This is a genomic window from Faecalibacterium sp. OM04-11BH (assembly GCF_003482185.1).
Taxonomy (GTDB): domain Bacteria; phylum Bacillota; class Clostridia; order Oscillospirales; family Ruminococcaceae; genus Faecalibacterium; species Faecalibacterium tardum.
Genome location: NZ_QULS01000001.1, coordinates 24,254 through 41,259 on the forward strand (window position 1 = coordinate 24,254; position 17,006 = coordinate 41,259).

Sequence of the window (17,006 nt, forward strand, 5' to 3'; positions counted from 1 at the left end):
TTCCTCCTGTGTTAAAACGGGGCCGTGGTGTCGTTCACGCCGGCCTTGCCCCAGCCATTTTTGCCACGACGCACTGCCTTAAGGGTGTACTTGCCGTTGCCCATTGCATGGATAGCAGCCATAATGGCGGCCACCACATCACCGGGGATGCCCTCCTCTACCTGAGGAGCCGGGGCAGCCTGCTGCACCGGAGCGGCAGCGGGCTTCGCGGCAGGTGCCTGCGCAGCAGTCTTGGCGGCCTTCTTCTTGGCATTCATCGAGTCGAAGATCTTGCCCTCCAGCGTGATGATAGCCATCAGCAGTACGAGGATCAGGAACACCAGCACGATACCAGTAATGGTAACGACCACATCGAAACCTAAGTCCATGGTTTTTCCTCCTGTTTGTTGGATACTGCAAGCGATACAACATCGTTAGCAGAAAATCAATTTGGGTATAGTATACCGTATTTTGCCAATCATTTCAACAAAAATTAACAAATTTTATTTTTGCTGCTTTGTGATATGACATGGACAAAACGAACCAAGCTTAGCGGCGGCCGATGCGCGGGGTAGCATCCGTAAAGCCGGTTTCCAGCTTATCACCGATGGAAAGGCTCTGTGCCGTGCCCAGTGCAACGCAGTTTACGGGATCCGGCGAGACGGTGACCTCCACCTTCAGTTCCTGGCTCAGATATTCGGTCAGACCGTGCAGCTGGGCGCCGCCACCGGTCAGCATGACGCCGTTGCGGTAGATATCGCCTGCCAGTTCGGGCGGGGTCTTTTCCAGCACCTGATGGGCTGCGGTGCCGATCTGCTCACTGAGCATCATCACCGGCTCGTACAGATCATCGGTGGAAACGGTCACGCGCACCGGCAGACCGGTAAGCAGGCTGCGGCCCTTGATCTCCATGCTCTCGTGGAAATCGGTCTTTTGGGGGCAGCAGGCAACGTGCTTTTTCAATTCTTCAGCGGTGCGCTGGCCGATGGCAATGCTGTATTTGTTGCGGACGTGCTTGAGGATCTCCTCATCGTAGTGGTTACCGGCCACGCGCACACTGGTGGCCTTGACCTTGCCGCCAAGGCTCAGCACGGCGATATCCGTGGTGCCGCCGCCGATATCAATGATCATGCGGCCGTCCGGCAGGGTGATGTCGATGCCGGAGCCAAGGGCTGCGGCAATAGGCTCATCGATCAGGTACACCTGACGGGCACCGGCAGCCACCACAGCCTCCACTACGGCGTCGCTCTCAATGCCGGTAATGGCGGCGGGCACGCATACTGCTACCCGGGGCTTGACCATGTGGGAGCTGTACACCTGCTTGACAAAGCGGCAGATCAGCTCCCGGGTCATGGTGTGGTCACTGATGACGCCATCCTTCAGCGGGAAGATAGCGGAGATGTAGTTGGGCGTGCGTCCCACCATAGCCAGTGCTTTATCGCCGGCTTCCAGCACGGTGTTCTTGCGGGTATCCATTGCCACAACGCTGGGCTGGTTGAGCACCACACCCTTGCCCTCCTGCGCGATGATGATGGTAGTAGTACCAAGGTCGATGCCAATATCATTCTGTGCCATAATTGCCTGAATCCTTTCTCTGCGTTCCTCTATCATGTATGTAACGCCCGCAGCTGCGGGCAAATAACAAAGACTGCTTTAGTATAACATAGTTGCGGTAAAAAGTATACAAGTTTTGCCGCTGTTCTGCGCGGTTTTATCAGGGATCCTCCCCTCCTGTGCTGAGCTGCTCCGGCGGCTGTCCGGCCTGCAGCAGGGCGCACAGACCGCTGTAACGCAGGTTCTGCCGGATGTTGCTCATCATGCTGTTCACCACGTCCCTGCGGCCCGCCACAACGCACAATCTGCGCGCGCGGGTAACGCCGGTGTAGAACAGGTTGCGGTAGCACAGCCTTGGCGGCACCTGCGCCACCGGCAGGATCACCGCCGGGAACTCGCTGCCCTGACTTTTGTGCACTGTGATGGCATAGGCGATCTCCAGCTCGTTCAGGTTTTCCGCCGGGTAGAGCAGCCGCCGGTCGTCCATGCGCACCACCATGGAGCGCTCCCGCAGGTTGATGCTTTCCACGATGCCGATATCGCCGTTGTAGGCACCTACGCCCTGTTCGCCGCCGATGCGGTTCCAGACGATCTCGTAGTTGTTGCGCACCTGCATCACCTTGTCCCCCACCCGGAACACCCGGGCGGCGCTTTGCAGCTGGGGCTTGCCCTTCTGAGGCGGGTTGAGCAGGTTTTGCAGCTCCACGTTCAGCGCCTGCGTGCCGGTGGGGCCAAGCTTTGTGGGACACAGCACCTGAATATCCCGGATGGGGTCAAAGCCGTAGCTCCGGGGCAGCCGGGTGGTGACAAGGTCGCACACCAGACGCTGCGCAGCCTCGCCGTCGGTCTCCAGAAAGAAGAAGTCATCGGTCTTGCTGCCCTTTTGCAGCGGCTCACCGGAAATGATATGGTGGGCGTTTTCCACAATGAGACTGCGTTTTGCCTGCCGGAAGATCTCGTTCAGGCAGACGGTGGGCACACAGCCGGAGCGGATGACCTCGCTGAGGATGTTGCCCGCGCCCACGCTGGGCAGCTGGTCGGCATCGCCTACCATAATAATACGGCAGGTGTAGCGCAGCGCCGCAATGAGCGCCTGAAACAGCTTGACGTCCACCATGCTCATCTCGTCCAGAATAACCACATCGCACTTGAGCAGGTTTTTGTCGTTATGGATAAAGCTGACCACGCCGCCGGTATAGTCCACCTCCAGCAGGCGGTGGATGGTGCTGGCCTTGCGGCCGGTCAGCTCGCTGAGCCGCTTGGCAGCGCGGCCGGTGGGCGCGCACAGGGCTACCCGCTCGGCCTGATTTTCCAGCAGCTGCAAAATGGCGTTGACCGTAGTGGTCTTGCCAGTGCCGGGGCCGCCGGTGAGCACAAGGCAGTTCTCAGTCATAGCCTTGCGGATGACTTCCCTTTGCAGGGGGGCGTAGGCAAAGCCCTGTGTCAGCTCCAAGATCTGGATGTTTTTATCCAGATCCCGGGCCGTGTTCTTGCCGCGCTTTGCCAGCAGGTTCAGCCGGTCGGCAATGTCCTGCTCTGCAGCCAGCAGATCTGGCAGGTAGATATAGGGCACGGCATCGAACATTTTTACACACAGTTCTTCCGTTTCGATGCAGTGATCCAGCGCACGCGCCAGCTTTTCCGGCGGCTGGTGGATAAAGTTGGAGGCAGTTGCCAGCAGCTGTGCCCGGGGCAGACAGGTGTGGCCGTTGCCCGCATTGTGGCGCAAAGTGCGCAGCAGGGCAGCTTCCAACCGCTGGGCACAGTCCCCTTCCATGTGGTAGTACTGGGCGATGCTGTCTGCGTGGCGGAAGTCCAGCTGCAGCGGCTCGCCGCACAGCAGATAGGGGTTGGACGCAATGGCCTGCATTGCCCCCACGCCAAAGGCCTTGAACACCTCCATAGCCTTGCGGGGACTGATCTCAAACTGTGCCAGATAGGCGATGAGTTCCCGCATTCCGAACATCCGCTTGAACTCCTGCTGGATGCGGTCGGCCTTATCCGGCGAGATGCCGGGAATCTTGGTCAGCCGGGCGGGGTCGTTGGCGATGACCTCCAGCGCCTCAGCCCCGAACATATCAATGATCTTATCCGCAGTCCTTGCGCCGATATACGGCAGGGAACGGCTGGCCAGAAAGGCATACACCGCTTCCAGATCCTTGGGCATATCGGTCTCACATTCCTGCGCATGGAACTGGCGGCCATAGGTGGCGTGGTTTTCGTATCTGCCGCGGCAGATGACGCTTTCGCCTGCGTGCAGCTCGCCTACGATGCCGCACACCACCGTGAGCACCCCGCTGCCGGAGATCTCGAACACCGTATAGCCGTTATCCTCGTTCTCGTAGATAATATCCTCCACGACGCCTTCGATCTGTTCCAGCTGCTGCTCGTCCACCAGCTCCACCTCCTTTGCACAGATATTATAAGTATAGCCCTTTTGGCGGGATTTGTAAATTGTAGAATCCGCAAAATCCCCGGGCGGCTCTCGCCTTTTTCCGGCGGTTGTGCTATACTGGGCGCAAACACTACGTCACGAAATGAGGAGCAACAATGGAGATCATCATTCATCAGGCCATTCTGCACGTTCTGGATACCACCATGGATGCGCCGGTGCTCAGCGGCGGGCCCATGGAGCTGACCGCCGAAAAAAACGCCTACCTGCAAAACCACATTGAAAAGCTGCTGGCCAGCGACGACATCCGCCAGTGCCGCCCGCTACCGGATTCAGCCTTTAAAAATGAGCTGGAGCACAATCAGGACTTTGTGGATCTTTCCTGCCGCATTGCCGGGGTGCTGTTCGACTATATGCACGCCCACACCACCATCCCCGGGGCAGACCTTGCCGTGGTGGATTTTACCCGGGACGGTGCGCCGTGGCTGGGCATCCTGAAGCTGAACTACAAAAACGGCTACACCCACTACACCGAGACTGTAGAGGGCGCACCGGTAAACTCCATTATCCAGCAACGCGCCTGCCTGCCCACCCAGAGCGGCAAGGTGGAGGAGGGCGCACTGGTAGACCTGACCGATTACTCCATGCGTCTGCTGGAAAAGAAGTATGACATTGACGGCCACAAGGAGTTTTACCTTTCCACCGTGGTGTTCCAGTACACCACCGCTCAGCCGGAAAAGAAAAAGCTGCAGGCCATTCAGGAAGCCGCCGTGCAGGCTGTGCAGGAAAACTACGCCGAAACGCCCCATGTGGAGGCACAGGTGGCCATGATGATCGCCAATCAGGCCGCCGACAACGACAATCAGGTGTCCATCCAGCAGGTGCGCCAGCAGCTGGAAGAGGAATATCCCCTCGCCGCCGTACCCTTTGACGACTATGTGGAAAAGAGCGATGTCATTGACAGCGCCGCCCAGCCGGTGACCGTGACCCCTGCCCGCATCCGCCGGATGGAAAGCCGCAGCCTGCGTACCGCCAACGGCATTGAGGTAAAGATCCCCACCGAGCTGTTGAACGCCGAATCCGAGGTAGAATTCCTACACGCCGATGACGGCAGCATCTCCCTGCTGATCAAAAATGTCATTTTGTAAGCTGTAACAGCAAAATCTTGCAAAGCCCTGCGTTTAGCCTTGCTATCCGCAGGGTTTTGTGCTATATCTGTGTTGTATCTTTCGTAGTATACGCATTATGGCCTAGAGGAGGAAAATTTTATGGAACTGGCTCTCATCACCGCGCAGCAGGTCGCGGTCTTGTTCCTGCTGATCGGCACAGGCATGGTGGCGGTCAAGACCGGTGTGCTCAAGTTGGAAAACAAACAGGCGCTTTCCAATCTGCTGGTGTACATCATTGTGCCAGCCATGGTGGTAAACTCTTACCGCATGGAGTTCAGCGCCCAGATCTTGCACAATCTGCTGGCGGCTTTTGGCATGAGTGTCCTGTCCGTGCTGCTGGGCACCGTGATCACCCTGCTGCTCACGGCACGCAAGACCGGCAGCAGGATGCCCATTTTCCGGTTTGCCTGCATTTTTTCTAACGCAGCGTACATGGGCTTCCCGCTCATTTCGGCGCTGTTCGGCTCCGAGGGTCTTTTGTATGCCAGTGCCTACGTTACCGTGTTCAACATTCTGCTGTGGACGCTGGGCTATGGCCTTGTCAGCGGCGGCTCAAGCGTAAAGGAGGTTGCCCGCAGTCTGGTGCACACCCCGGTACTGTATGCCATTGTAGTGGGCTTGGGCATCTATCTGCTGCAGATCCCGCTGCCTGTCCTGATCACCCAGCCGCTGGAACTGCTGGCCGGGGTGAACACCCCGCTGTCCATGCTCATCACCGGGATGCTGATCGCCGCCGGTGACGTGCGCAGCATCGTGACCGACAAACACATCTGGAAGCTTGCCTCCGTGCGTATGCTGCTGATCCCGGCGGCTACGCTGGCACTGTTCGGGGTGCTGGGCTTCCACGGCACTGCTGCACAGGTGGTCACGCTGCTGGAATGCTGCCCGGTTGCCGCCATCACCTCGGTATTTGCGGTGCAGTTCGGTCACGATGAGCACTTCGCCGCCGGAAGTGTGGTGCTGACTACCCTGCTCAGCATCGTTACCCTGCCGCTGTGTGCGTTGATCATCACCATGGTAATGTAAGACGCCGTGCAGTAGTGCTATATTTATATTGTAAGAAGAGCCGCCGTGCATCGTGTTGTACGGCGGCTCTTTGCTTTGGCAAGTGGAGAGCATTTTCGACCATTGCCACACAAAACAAAAAAGCCATCGCTTTTGCATTTCTGCATCAACGATGGCTTCGTATTGGAGCGGCCGACGAGGCTCGAACTCGCTACCTCCACCTTGGCAAGGTGGCGCTCTACCAGATGAGCTACGGCCGCATATCCGGTGCATTTATCCCTGCACCCTCCCGTTTTTCAACGGTGCTTTCGCAATGAACTGCGTAAAGAAGGAGAAAGTCTTACACGACTTTCGACGTGGTGCCTCCGATCGGAATCGAACCAATGACACGGGGATTTTCAGTCCCCTGCTCTACCGACTGAGCTACAGAGGCAAATACGACCCGGATCGGGCTCGAACCGACGACCCCCAGCGTGACAGGCTGGTGCTCTAACCAACTGAGCTACCGGGCCATATGGTGGAAGTTAACGGGCTCGAACCGCTGACCCTCTGCTTGTAAGGCAGATGCTCTCCCAGCTGAGCTAAACTTCCACATATGGAGCGGCCGACGAGGCTCGAACTCGCTACCTCCACCTTGGCAAGGTGGCGCTCTACCAGATGAGCTACGGCCGCACATTCCATTTGTTTTTGCCGGTCTGTTGTCCGGCGACGTTGGTTATTATACCGCACACTCCGGCAGTTGTCAACCACAAAATTACATTTTTTTGAAAAAGAATGTCTTTTAACTCTGGTACGTTTTTTTATTTTGTGTGCAGCACCACATCCCCTCGTTTCGCGCGACTGTGTGCACGGGCAAAATACAGTTGCTTTCTATTTCACAAACTATTATAATAAAGAGGACGCTTTGTCAAACGGAAAATGCACCCGCACGGATGCAGCTTCCATTTATAGAAAAGAAAAAGGAATTGCCAGCAAAAAGGAGCTAACGCAATGTATAAGATCACTGAAAAGGTCGCGCTGAACCCCACCGTGACAAAGATGGTCATCGAAGCCCCGCTGATTGCCAAAAAGGCAAAGCCGGGTCAGTTCATCATTGTACGTCCGTTTGAGGACAGCGAGCGTATCCCCCTGACCGTGGCCGGTTACGACCGCGAAAAGGGCACCGTAGATATCATCTTCCAGATCGTGGGCGGTACCACCATGGAGCTGAACAGCCTGAACGCAGGTGATTGTGTCCACGATTTTGTCGGCCCGCTGGGCCGTGCCACCGAGACCGAGGGTCTGAAGAAGGTGTGCGTTGTGGGCGGCGGCGTAGGCTGCGCCATTGCACTGCCCATTGCCAAGGAACTGCACGATCAGGGCTGTGTGGTGCACAGCGTGATCGGCTTCCGCAATAAGGATCTGCTGATCCTTGAGGACGAGTTCAACGCCTGCAGCGACGAGCTGCGCATCATGACCGATGACGGCAGCTACGGCACCAAGGGCGTGGTCACCGCTGCGCTGGACGAGCTGGTGGCTGCCGGCAACCAGTACGATCTGGTCATCACCATCGGCCCGCTGATCATGATGAAGTTTGTGGTCAAGACCTGCCAGAAGCACGGCCTGAAGAGCATCGTTTCCATGAACCCCATCATGATCGACGGCACCGGTATGTGCGGCGGCTGCCGCCTGACCGTGGGCGGTCAGACCAAGTTTGCCTGTGTGGACGGCCCGGACTTTGACGGCGATCTGGTGGATTTTGACGAAGCAATGGCACGCGGCACCATGTACCGCCCGTTTGAGGCACACGCCCGTGAGGCAGCCTGCAACCTGTTCAAGACTCAGGAGGGAATGTAAAATGGCTTTCAATATGGATCCCAAAAAGTGCCCCATGCCCACGCAGGACCCCAACGTCCGCAACAAAAACTTTAAGGAAGTGGCTCTGGGCTACACCGCCGAGATGGCTGTGAACGAGGCCAAGCGCTGCATCGGCTGCAAGAACAAGCCCTGCCAGTCCGGCTGCCCCGTGGGCATCGACATCCCGGAGTTTATCGCCCATGTTGCCGAGGGCGACTTTGAGGCCGCCTATCAGGTGATCAACCGTTCCTCTTCCCTGCCTGCCGTCTGCGGTCGTGTCTGCCCGCAGGAGAGCCAGTGCGAGGGCAAGTGCACCCGCGGCATCAAGAACGAGCCGGTGGCTATTGGCCGTCTGGAGCGCTTTGTTGCCGACTGGCACCGCGAGAACGTGCACACCGCACCCATCGTACCCGAATGGAACGGCCATAAGGTGGCCATCATCGGCGCAGGCCCTGCCGGCCTGACCGCTGCAGGCGATCTGGCAAAGCTGGGCTACAAGGTCACCGTTTACGAGGCTCTGCACGTTGCAGGCGGTGTGCTGATGTACGGCATCCCCGAGTTCCGTCTGCCCAAGGCCATCGTCCAGCAGGAGATCGACGGTCTGAAGAAGATGGGCGTGGATTTTGAGTGCAACATGGTCATCGGCAAGGTGCTGACCATCGACGAGCTGATGGGCGAGTACGGCTACGAGGCTGTGTTCGTAGGCTCCGGTGCCGGTCTGCCCCGCTTCATGAACATCCCCGGCGAGAGCCTGAAGGGTGTGTACTCTGCCAACGAGTTCCTGACCCGCTCCAATCTGATGAAAGCTTACCTGCCCACCAGCAAGACCCCCATCCGCACCGGCAAGAAGGTTGCCGTCGTGGGCGGCGGCAACGTGGCCATGGACGCTGCCCGCAGCGCCCTGCGTCTGGGTGCCGAGAGCGTGTACATCGTCTACCGCCGCGGCATGGCTGAACTGCCCGCCCGTAAGGAAGAGGTGGAGCACGCCGAGGAAGAGGGCATCATCTTCAAGACCCTGTGCAACCCTGTTGCCATCCACCCGGACGAGGACGGCTTTGTGCACTCCATGACCTGCATTGAGATGGAGCTGGGTGAGCCGGATGCTTCCGGCCGCCGCCGTCCCATTGAAAAGCCGGGCAGCGAGTTCGAGCTGGAGGTGGATACCGTGATCATGAGTCTGGGCACCAGCCCCAACCCGCTGATCCGTTCCACCACCCCGGGTCTGGAGACCAACAAGCACGGCTGCATCGTGACCGAGGGCGACGAGGGCAAGACCAGCCGCGACGGCGTGTACGCCGGCGGCGACGCTGTGACCGGTGCTGCTACCGTCATCAAGGCCATGGGTGCCGGTAAGGCAGCTGCAAAGGCCATGGACGAGTACATCCGCAATAAGTAAGCAAATAGCATAAATAACGAGGGCGCTGCACGGTAAATGTGCAGCGCCCTCGTTCCGTGTAAAAGTTTTTTAAATGCCCGCCGCTTGCGCTCTGGGCATAATTAGTGGAACCCTATTTTGAAGAATAAGCCCGGAAAGTCCGCAGACTTTCCGGGCTTAAATTTTCATGGGAAGGACACAGCCAAATACGGCATCTGTTTTAATGTACGCTGGCAAGCTCCTTTACGGGGCGGCCGGTACGGGTCATTTCGATCTTGCGGGACTTATCGTAACAGTAGCGGATGATGGCCTGCCGCCGCACAATGCCGATGAAAATGCCCCGGTCATCCACCACCGGGACGAAGTTTTGGTTCATGGCGGCTTCCACCAATTCGTCCATGCTGGTGGTCACCGTGACGGCCTTGTAGTCCCGCTTATGCGCAAACTCTGAGATGGGAATGTCTTCGGCCGCTTCCAGATCCAGACCATGGTATTTTTTCAGTCCCCACAGGATATCACCCTCGGTCAGCGTACCTACATATTCGCCCTTACGGTTCAGCACCGGAATGGAGGCGTAGCGGTTGTTTTCCCACTTTTCCAACGTCTGCCGGAGGGTAAAGTCATCGTAAACGTACATCAGATCCTGCTTTGGGGAAAGAAAAAAGAGAATGTTCATGCCAACAACTCCTATCGCATTTTTTGCAGGCAATCCCGGTTGGAACGGTCTGCCTGCGCTCTGTAATGTGCCGTGCGTCCGGCGTATTCCGGGAAGTATCATGGGAAAAGGGGGCTGGCAGCCCCTTCTCTTCTTTATTTCTATTTTAGCACTTTTTCATAGACAAAGAAAGCCAGACAAGGAAGCTTTTATAATTTATTCACAGATTGTTTTTCTTTATTTGTCATACTTTCCGTTTTGATGGGCGCCGCACAGCCTGCCTTCAGCATACCACGCCCGCTGCGCAAAGCAGCGCGAGGGCTGTCGAGGGCGGTTCTCCCTTTTTTCTTTACAAAAATGATGCAAAAGAAGCGCAAAAAGCAGTAAATCCAACAATTTGAACTGTACAACCACGGTGCAAAGTTGTATAATAGGGTGGGTGTTTATCTGAGGCAAGTTTCGTTTTGCACAGCCAATGCCCCCGACCCTTGCGTGTATTTTTATAAAAAATAACATAAAGGAGCAGAGCGACTATGATCACTTCCCGTTTCCCGCTTGGGAATGTCAGCTTTACTGATGGGTATTTTTCCACCCTGGTGGGTGAAGCCACCAAACAGTGCTACGGCGTTGCTGCCATGGCTCCCCGTAATATGACTGACGCTGTGAAAAGCATGGTATACGGTTCCGATTACCCGGAAAAGGGTGTGCGCGTGACCCAGCAGAATGGGCGTCTGGTCATCGAGCTGCACATTGCTGTCAGCTACGGTCTGAACATTTCCACCGCTGCCCGCAGCATCTCCCACCGCGTCAAGGACGAGGTGGAGCAGGCCACCGGGCTGAAGGTCGCCCGCGTGGTGGTGTCCGTGGATGACGTCATCGCCTGATTTGTCTGCAAACCCGAGCCGGGATTTTCCGGCCAGATACTAAGGAGTAAAAACAATGATTTCTGGTAAGATCCTGCGCGACGCCATCATTTCCGGCGCCAACAACATCAACAACCAGCGTTCCCGCGTGGACGAGCTGAATGTTTTTCCTGTGCCCGATGGCGACACCGGCACCAACATGGGCATGACCGTGGGCGCTGCCGTGCGTGAGCTGGAAGCTCTGGACGACAGCTGCACCGTGGGCGAAGCTGCCAAGACTGCCGCTTCTGCCATGCTGCGCGGTGCGCGCGGCAACTCCGGCGTTATCACCAGCCTGCTGTTCCGCGGTTTCTCCAAGGCGCTGGAGGGCAAAAAAGAGGCTGACGCTGCCGATATCGTGGCTGCCCTGCAGAAGGGTGTCGAGGGCGCTTACAAGGCCGTGATGAAGCCTACCGAGGGCACTATCCTGACCGTTGCCCGCGTGGCCTCTGAGGAAGCCGCTGCCAGCGATGCCGCCGATGTGCCCGCCCTGTGGGACGTGGTTCTGACTGCCGGTCAGAAGGCACTGGAGGACACCCCCAACCTGCTGCCCGTGCTGAAGAAGGCCGGCGTTGTGGATGCAGGCGGTCAGGGCATTATGGTCATCTTTGAGGGCATGGGCAAGGTGTTCCACGGCGAGGACATGATTGCCGGCGGCGAGGCTTCCCCCAACAAGGCAAAGCTGTCCACCGAAAACGCCGGTAAGGGCGTGTTCACCGACGACCTGATGAAGGTGGAGGACATTACCAACGGCTACTGCACCCAGTTCCTGATCAACAAGTACGAGGGTGCCAGCGCCGCCAAGATGCGCGCCTTTGCAGAGTCCAACGGCGACAGCGTGGTCTGCATTGAGGATGACGATGTCATCAACCTGCACGTTCACACCGCCGACCCCGGTAAGATCCTGAGCGAGGCCATCAAGTACGGCTACCTGACCAATTTCAAGATCGAGAATATGCACGAGCAGTTCCTTGCCCGCCAGAAGCAGGGCAAGAGCCTTGAAAAGCAGGCTTCTGCCGAGAAGGCTCCCTCTCAGGCCAGCGAGTTCATCTATGCTGCCGTGGACCCCAGCCGCGATTACGGCTTTGTGGCTGTTGCCGCCGGTGAGGGCCTGAAGGCTGTGTTCACCGATCTGGCAGCAGACGCTGTGGTGTCCGGCGGTCAGACCATGAACCCCTCCACCGAGGACATTTTGGCAGCCATCCAGAGCGTGCCCGCCAAGACCGTGTTCGTGCTGCCCAACAACAAGAACATCATCATGGCAGCCGAGCAGGCGCAGAAGCTGGCTGACCGTCAGGTAGTTGTGCTGCCCACCCGCACCGTGCCCATGGGCATTACCGCACTGCTGAACTTTGACCCCTCTGTGAACGCCGAGACCAACACCATCAACATGATGGCTGCTGCCGACAAGGTGTCCACCGGTCTGATCACCTACGCCGCCCGCGACAGCGAGTACGACGGAAAGCGCATCCGCAAGGGCGAGATCATGGCGCTGGAGAACGGCAAGATCGTTTCCACCTCCACCGATATCACCAAGGCCACCTACCGTCTGGCACGCAATATGTGCAAGAAGGATTCCAGCTTTGTCACCATTATTTCCGGCTGTGACGTGAGCGACGAGGACGCTGAAAAAGTTACCGAGATCGTCAAGGCAAAGTGCCCCAACCATGTGGAGGTAAGCCACATCCGCGGCGGCCAGCCCGTTTACTACTATATGATCAGCGTGGAGTAAGCACTTCCCTGCTCTCATCCATATCATTGCAAACAAAAATCTCCGCATTGGGTATCGCATCCAATGCGGAGATTTTTTGTTTTATGGATGTTTCAGAAAAAGCTCACCTGACTGCTCTCGGGCAGGTCGCCCAGTGCGCCCACCTGACGCAGACGGTCCAGAATGCTGCTGCCCACGCCGGAGGCCTGCTGCAGCTCCTCCACCGAGATATATTCCTCTCCGTGGATGGTCACCCGCTCCAGAGCCTCGGCGGCTGCACCGCCGAGACCCTTCAGGGCGCTGAAGGGCAGACGCACCTTGTCGTCCTCCACCACATACTTGGAGCCGCGGCTCTTGCCCAGTTCGATGGGCAAAAATTCGTACCCACGGCTCAGCATCTCGTTGACCAGCTGCAAGCTGACCAGCACGTCCTCGTCCTTGGCGTTCTTTTCCTCCTTCAGACGGCGCTTGACCGCCTCCATGTGGGCACGCGCCACGGCAGCACCGCCTATGGCGGCTTCGTAGTCGATATCGTCGCCGCGCACGGTAAAGTACACCGCATAGAACGCCTGCGGCTTGTAGATCTTGTACCACATCAGGCGGATGGCACTCATCAGATAGGCCACAGCATGGGCCTTGGGGAACATATACTTGATCTTGCGGCAGCTCTCGATGTACCAGTCCGGCACCTCATGCTCCCGCATGGCTTCCTCCCAGCCCGGCTGGAAGCCGCCCTTAGCCACTTTGCCCTTACGCACGGCCTCCATGATATCAAAAGCCATCTTGGGTTCCAGCCCCTTGCGCAGCAGGTACAGCATAATACTGTCACGGCAGCCGATGACCTCTGCAATGGTGCAGGTGCCGCTACGGATCAGCTCGTCCGCGTTGCCCGTCCACACGTCCGTGCCGTGGGACAGACCGGAGATCTGGATCAGCTCCGAGAAATTTTTAGGTCGTGCTTCTACCAGCATTCCGCGCACGAAATTCGTGCCCATTTCCGGGATGCCGAAGGTACCGGTTTGGCTGTCGATCTGCTCCGGGGTCACGCCAAGCGCTTCCGGGCTGGTCAGCAGGCTGTACACCTTGGGGTCATTCATGGGGATGCTGTCTACCGAGATGCCGGTGTATTCCTCAAAATACTTGTAGAAGGTGGGCATATCGTGGCCCAGCTCGTCCAGCTTGAGCAGGGTGTCGTGCAGATACTTAAACTCGAAATGGGTGGTCAGCAGACCGCCCGCCACGTCATCCGCCGGGTGCTGGATGGGGCAGAAATCGTAGATCTCATAGGTGTCCGGCACGACTACCATGCCGCCGGGGTGCTGACCGGTGGTGCGCTTGACGCCGGTGCAGCCCAGCGTCAGGCGGTTTTCCTCGGCGTGGTTGACGGTGCGCTGCCGCTCGTCCAGATACTTTTTAACGTAGCCGTATGCTGTTTTATCCTGAATACCGGACACCGTACCGGCCTTGAACACGTTGGCCTTGCCGAACAGTTCCTCGGTGTAGCGGTGCACGTTGGACTGGTACTCGCCGGAGAAGTTCAGGTCAATATCCGGTTCCTTATCGCCGTAGAAGCCGAGGAAGGTCTCGAAGGGGATGTCGTGGCCGTCCACCAGCATGCGGGTGCCGCACTGGGGGCAGTTTTTATCCGGCAGGTCAAAGCCGTCGTCCACGCTGCCGTCGGTGATAAACTCGCTGTGCTTGCACTTGGGGCAGCGGTAGTGGGGCGGCAGACTGTTCACCTCCGAGATACCGGAAAAGTGCGCCACGGCAGAGGAGCCGACAGAACCACGGCTGCCCACCTGATAGCCGCCCGCATTGGAGTAGGCCACCAGCTTGACCGCAATGACGTACAGAACCGCATAGCCGTGGCCGCAGATGGAATCCAGCTCCTTTTGCAGCCGCTTTTCCACGATCTCAGGCAAGGGGTCGCCGTAATCCCGCTTGGCGTGCTCCCATGTGGCATCGCGCAGCTGCTGCTCTGCGCCCTCGATGCTGGGCGGGTAGGTGCCCCGGGGGATGGCACGCACATTATTGTCGATCATGGCGGCGATCTTGCGGGGGTTCTTTACCACCACCTCGTAGGCCTTTTCCTTGGGCAGATAGTAGAACTGCGCCAGCATATCCTGCGTGGTGCGGAAGAACAGCGGCGGCTGGTTGTCGGCATCCTTAAAGCCGTTGCCCGCCTGCAATACGGCGCGGTAGATCGCATCCTCCGGCTCGGTAAAGTGCACGTCGCCGGTGGCAATGACCGGCTTGTGCAGATCCTCGCCCAGCTTGATGACGGTGCGGTTGAACTCCTTGATCCGCTCCTCGCTGTCTACCTTGCCGTCCCGCACCATATAGGCGTTGTTGCCCAGCGGCTGGATCTCAAGGATATCGTAGTAGGCGGCGATCTTTTTCAGCTCCTCGTAGCTGGTGCCGTCCACAATGGCGCGGTACAGCTCGCCTGCCTCACAGGCGCTGGTGAGCAGCAGGCCGTCCCGGTACTTGTTCAGCAGGCTGCGGGGCACGCGGGGCTTTTTGAAGAAGTAGTTGACGTGCGCCTCGCTGACGATCTTGTACAGGTTCTTCAGGCCCATCTGGTTTTTGACCAGAATGATGAGGTGGTAGTACTTCTTTTTCAGCACCTCGCGGTTGCCACCCAGACCGGTGTTGATCTCGCTGACCTTGGTTACCTCTTTTTCCGCTAAGTCGTTCAGCATCACGCAGAAAATGCGTCCCAGTGCAGCGGAGTCCTCGCAGGCGCGGTGCGCCTCATAGGTGGGCAGCTCCAGATGCTTGTTGATAGTGCCCTGTTTATAGTTGTGCAGACCGGGGTACATGGTCTGCGCCATGGTCAGGGTGTCGATATAGGTAGGCTCCAGCTTGATGCCGCTGCGCTTAGCAGCTGCCCGCAGAAAGCGCATATCAAAAGCGTGGACGTTGTGACCCACCAGAATGCGGTCGCCGGCAAAGGCAAGGAAAGCTTCCAGCGCCTCCTTTTCACTGGGGGCATCCGCTACCATCTCGTTGGTGATGCCGGTCAGCTCGGTGATCTTGGGGGTGATGGGCTTGCCGGGCTTGACGAAGGTATCAAACTCCTCCACCACCTCGCCATTGCGGATGATGACCGCGCCAATCTCGGTAAGATACTCTACCCCGGGGTCAAGACCGGTGGTCTCGGTATCGAACACGCAGAACTCGCCGTCCAGCGGCTGATCCTTTACGCCATAGACGCAGGGCACCATGTCGTCCACAAAATAGGCTTCACACCCGTAGATGAGTTTGAAATTCGGGTCCTTTTTGTGGATGTCATCGGCTGCCAGCATGGCTTCCGGGTAGCCCTGACACACGCCGTGGTCGGTGATGGCAATGGCGGGGTGTCCCATGCGGTGCGCCAGCTTGACGATGCCGCCGGGGTCGCAGAAGCCGTCCATGCTGGAAAGCTTGGTGTGCAGATGCAGCTCCACCCGCTTTTCCGGGGCGGTATCCTCTCGCTTTTTGCGCTCCACGATCAGCACATCGTAGGGGTACACGATGTAGTCGTGCTCGTATTTATCGTAGGAGCAGTCGCCCCGCACGATGACCGTGCTGCCCTTGCCGATGCCCTCCCACTTGGAGCAGTCCTCCCCTTCCTGTGCGCGGACCTTCAGGTTGATCGAGCCGGTATAGTCGGTGATGGACACAGTATAGATCTTGCGGTAGTTGCCCTTGACCTCGGTAAAGAACACATCGCCCCAGATCATGCACTTGCCGCCCTCGCCGCCCAGATCCTTGAGGGGGGTAAGGTTTTTGGGAGTGAACATTTTGCCGTGGAAGATGGTGACCGGCTTGTCGGTAAGGTTGAGCCCCTCCACCTTGATAGACGGTGCCGTGTTCTTTTTCTCAAACTTGACCACCGGCGGTGCGATCTTGCGCTCCAGCTTTTCTTCCATCTGCTGCTGCTCGGCCGCAGTCACCGCGCTTTGCAGCGTCACCTTTGGGGTAACGCCGGTGTGCTCGGCAATGCGCTTGGCGAGCAGTTCTTCAAAGCCCATCTCCTGCAAAAACTTTGTGCCGTGGCACACCCCCACCGTGATGTTCTGCCCGGTGATGGTAATGCTGCTCCTGTCCAGAAAGCCGTTGATGGGCACACCGTCCCGCTTCATGTCCTCCAGCAGGGTGCGCAAAGCGTGCTCGTCCAGCATGGCATAGCCGAACAGGTTTTTGATCTTCAGCTCAAAGCCTTCATAGTCCGGCTGCAGGGAAGCCAGCAACCGGGCGCAGAGGTTCTGATCCAGCGGGGCAGCACTGCGCAGGGTAAACTCGACCTGCCGGTCCTGCCGCAGCATCCGGGCGTGCTCCACGATCACCTGCCCGAAACAGGCCGCGAAATCCGGGTCCGCCATAAACTGCGGCCACAGCTGGGAAACAAGTGGTTTCACAAATGGTACTCCTTTTTGGTGGGTT

The 17,006-nt window shown here is 58.0% G+C and carries 12 protein-coding genes and 5 tRNA genes; 7 read left to right on the forward strand and 10 right to left on the reverse strand.

Annotation, left to right across the window (positions count from 1 at the left end; all coding sequences use genetic code 11):
• Positions 1-11: 11 nt before the first annotated feature.
• The 3 genes from DXB44_RS00125 to DXB44_RS00135 form a co-directional block, all read right to left on the reverse strand.
• On the reverse strand, positions 12-368 hold the full coding sequence (locus tag DXB44_RS00125; RefSeq protein WP_005923971.1) for an OadG family transporter subunit: 357 nt from the start codon (positions 366-368) through the stop codon (positions 12-14).
• A 160-nt stretch (positions 369-528) separates the two neighbouring features.
• Complete coding sequence (locus tag DXB44_RS00130; protein WP_015538108.1) at positions 529-1,554, reverse strand: rod shape-determining protein; 1,026 nt, start codon at positions 1,552-1,554, stop codon at positions 529-531.
• Between the two features lie 139 nt (positions 1,555-1,693).
• The gene (locus DXB44_RS00135) at positions 1,694-3,928 is read right to left on the reverse strand and encodes an ATP-dependent RecD-like DNA helicase (protein WP_118657320.1); all 2,235 of its coding nucleotides are present in this window, start codon (positions 3,926-3,928) and stop codon (positions 1,694-1,696) included.
• A gap of 155 nt (positions 3,929-4,083) precedes the next feature.
• Here DXB44_RS00135 and DXB44_RS00140 point away from each other — a divergent pair, with 155 nt between their 5' ends.
• Together DXB44_RS00140 and DXB44_RS00145 are read left to right on the forward strand one after the other, a co-directional pair.
• Complete coding sequence (locus tag DXB44_RS00140) at positions 4,084-5,073, forward strand: nucleoid-associated protein (RefSeq protein WP_112091796.1); 990 nt, start codon at positions 4,084-4,086, stop codon at positions 5,071-5,073.
• Positions 5,074-5,193: 120 nt separating this feature from the next.
• Positions 5,194-6,120: an AEC family transporter gene (locus tag DXB44_RS00145; protein ID WP_118657321.1), complete on the forward strand. Its 927-nt coding sequence runs from the start codon at positions 5,194-5,196 to the stop codon at positions 6,118-6,120.
• Between the two features lie 163 nt (positions 6,121-6,283).
• On the opposite strand, the gene DXB44_RS00150 is transcribed toward DXB44_RS00145, so the two are convergent.
• From DXB44_RS00150 to DXB44_RS00170, 5 genes are all read right to left on the reverse strand, one after another.
• Positions 6,284-6,359, reverse strand: a tRNA-Gly gene (locus DXB44_RS00150).
• A gap of 97 nt (positions 6,360-6,456) precedes the next feature.
• Positions 6,457-6,532, reverse strand: a tRNA-Phe gene (locus DXB44_RS00155).
• A gap of 5 nt (positions 6,533-6,537) precedes the next feature.
• Positions 6,538-6,611 (reverse strand) — tRNA-Asp (locus tag DXB44_RS00160).
• Between the two features lie 3 nt (positions 6,612-6,614).
• Positions 6,615-6,690, reverse strand: a tRNA-Val gene (locus DXB44_RS00165).
• Between the two features lie 5 nt (positions 6,691-6,695).
• A tRNA-Gly gene (locus DXB44_RS00170) sits at positions 6,696-6,771 on the reverse strand.
• Positions 6,772-7,089: 318 nt separating this feature from the next.
• Here DXB44_RS00170 and DXB44_RS00175 point away from each other — a divergent pair.
• Together DXB44_RS00175 and gltA are read left to right on the forward strand one after the other, a co-directional pair.
• Entirely contained in the window at positions 7,090-7,935 is an 846-nt protein-coding gene (locus DXB44_RS00175) for a sulfide/dihydroorotate dehydrogenase-like FAD/NAD-binding protein (protein ID WP_097779766.1), read from the forward strand.
• A 1-nt stretch (position 7,936) separates the two neighbouring features.
• A complete protein-coding gene (gltA, locus tag DXB44_RS00180; RefSeq protein ID WP_097779765.1) occupies positions 7,937-9,331 on the forward strand; it encodes an NADPH-dependent glutamate synthase in 1,395 nt (464 codons plus the stop codon).
• Between the two features lie 199 nt (positions 9,332-9,530).
• On the opposite strand, the gene DXB44_RS00185 is transcribed toward gltA, so the two are convergent.
• Positions 9,531-9,986, reverse strand: coding sequence for a CBS domain-containing protein (locus DXB44_RS00185; protein ID WP_055185182.1), 456 nt, complete (start codon positions 9,984-9,986; stop codon positions 9,531-9,533).
• Between DXB44_RS00185 and DXB44_RS14700 the strand changes: the two genes are divergently transcribed.
• The 3 genes from DXB44_RS14700 (at position 9,985) to DXB44_RS00195 (ending at position 12,599) form a co-directional block, all read left to right on the forward strand.
• The gene (locus DXB44_RS14700; RefSeq protein WP_207665884.1) at positions 9,985-10,227 is read left to right on the forward strand and encodes a hypothetical protein; all 243 of its coding nucleotides are present in this window, start codon (positions 9,985-9,987) and stop codon (positions 10,225-10,227) included. The two genes, DXB44_RS00185 and DXB44_RS14700, sit on opposite strands and share 2 nt — an antisense overlap.
• Positions 10,228-10,498: 271 nt before the next feature.
• Entirely contained in the window at positions 10,499-10,849 is a 351-nt protein-coding gene (locus DXB44_RS00190; protein ID WP_055185180.1) for an Asp23/Gls24 family envelope stress response protein, read from the forward strand.
• A gap of 55 nt (positions 10,850-10,904) precedes the next feature.
• The gene (locus tag DXB44_RS00195) at positions 10,905-12,599 is read left to right on the forward strand and encodes a DAK2 domain-containing protein (protein WP_097779764.1); all 1,695 of its coding nucleotides are present in this window, start codon (positions 10,905-10,907) and stop codon (positions 12,597-12,599) included.
• 92 nt (positions 12,600-12,691) lie between these two features.
• Here DXB44_RS00195 and DXB44_RS00200 read toward each other — a convergent pair whose 3' ends face one another.
• Positions 12,692-16,981: a PolC-type DNA polymerase III gene (locus DXB44_RS00200; protein ID WP_243110987.1), complete on the reverse strand. Its 4,290-nt coding sequence runs from the start codon at positions 16,979-16,981 to the stop codon at positions 12,692-12,694.
• Positions 16,982-17,006: the final 25 nt, after the last annotated feature.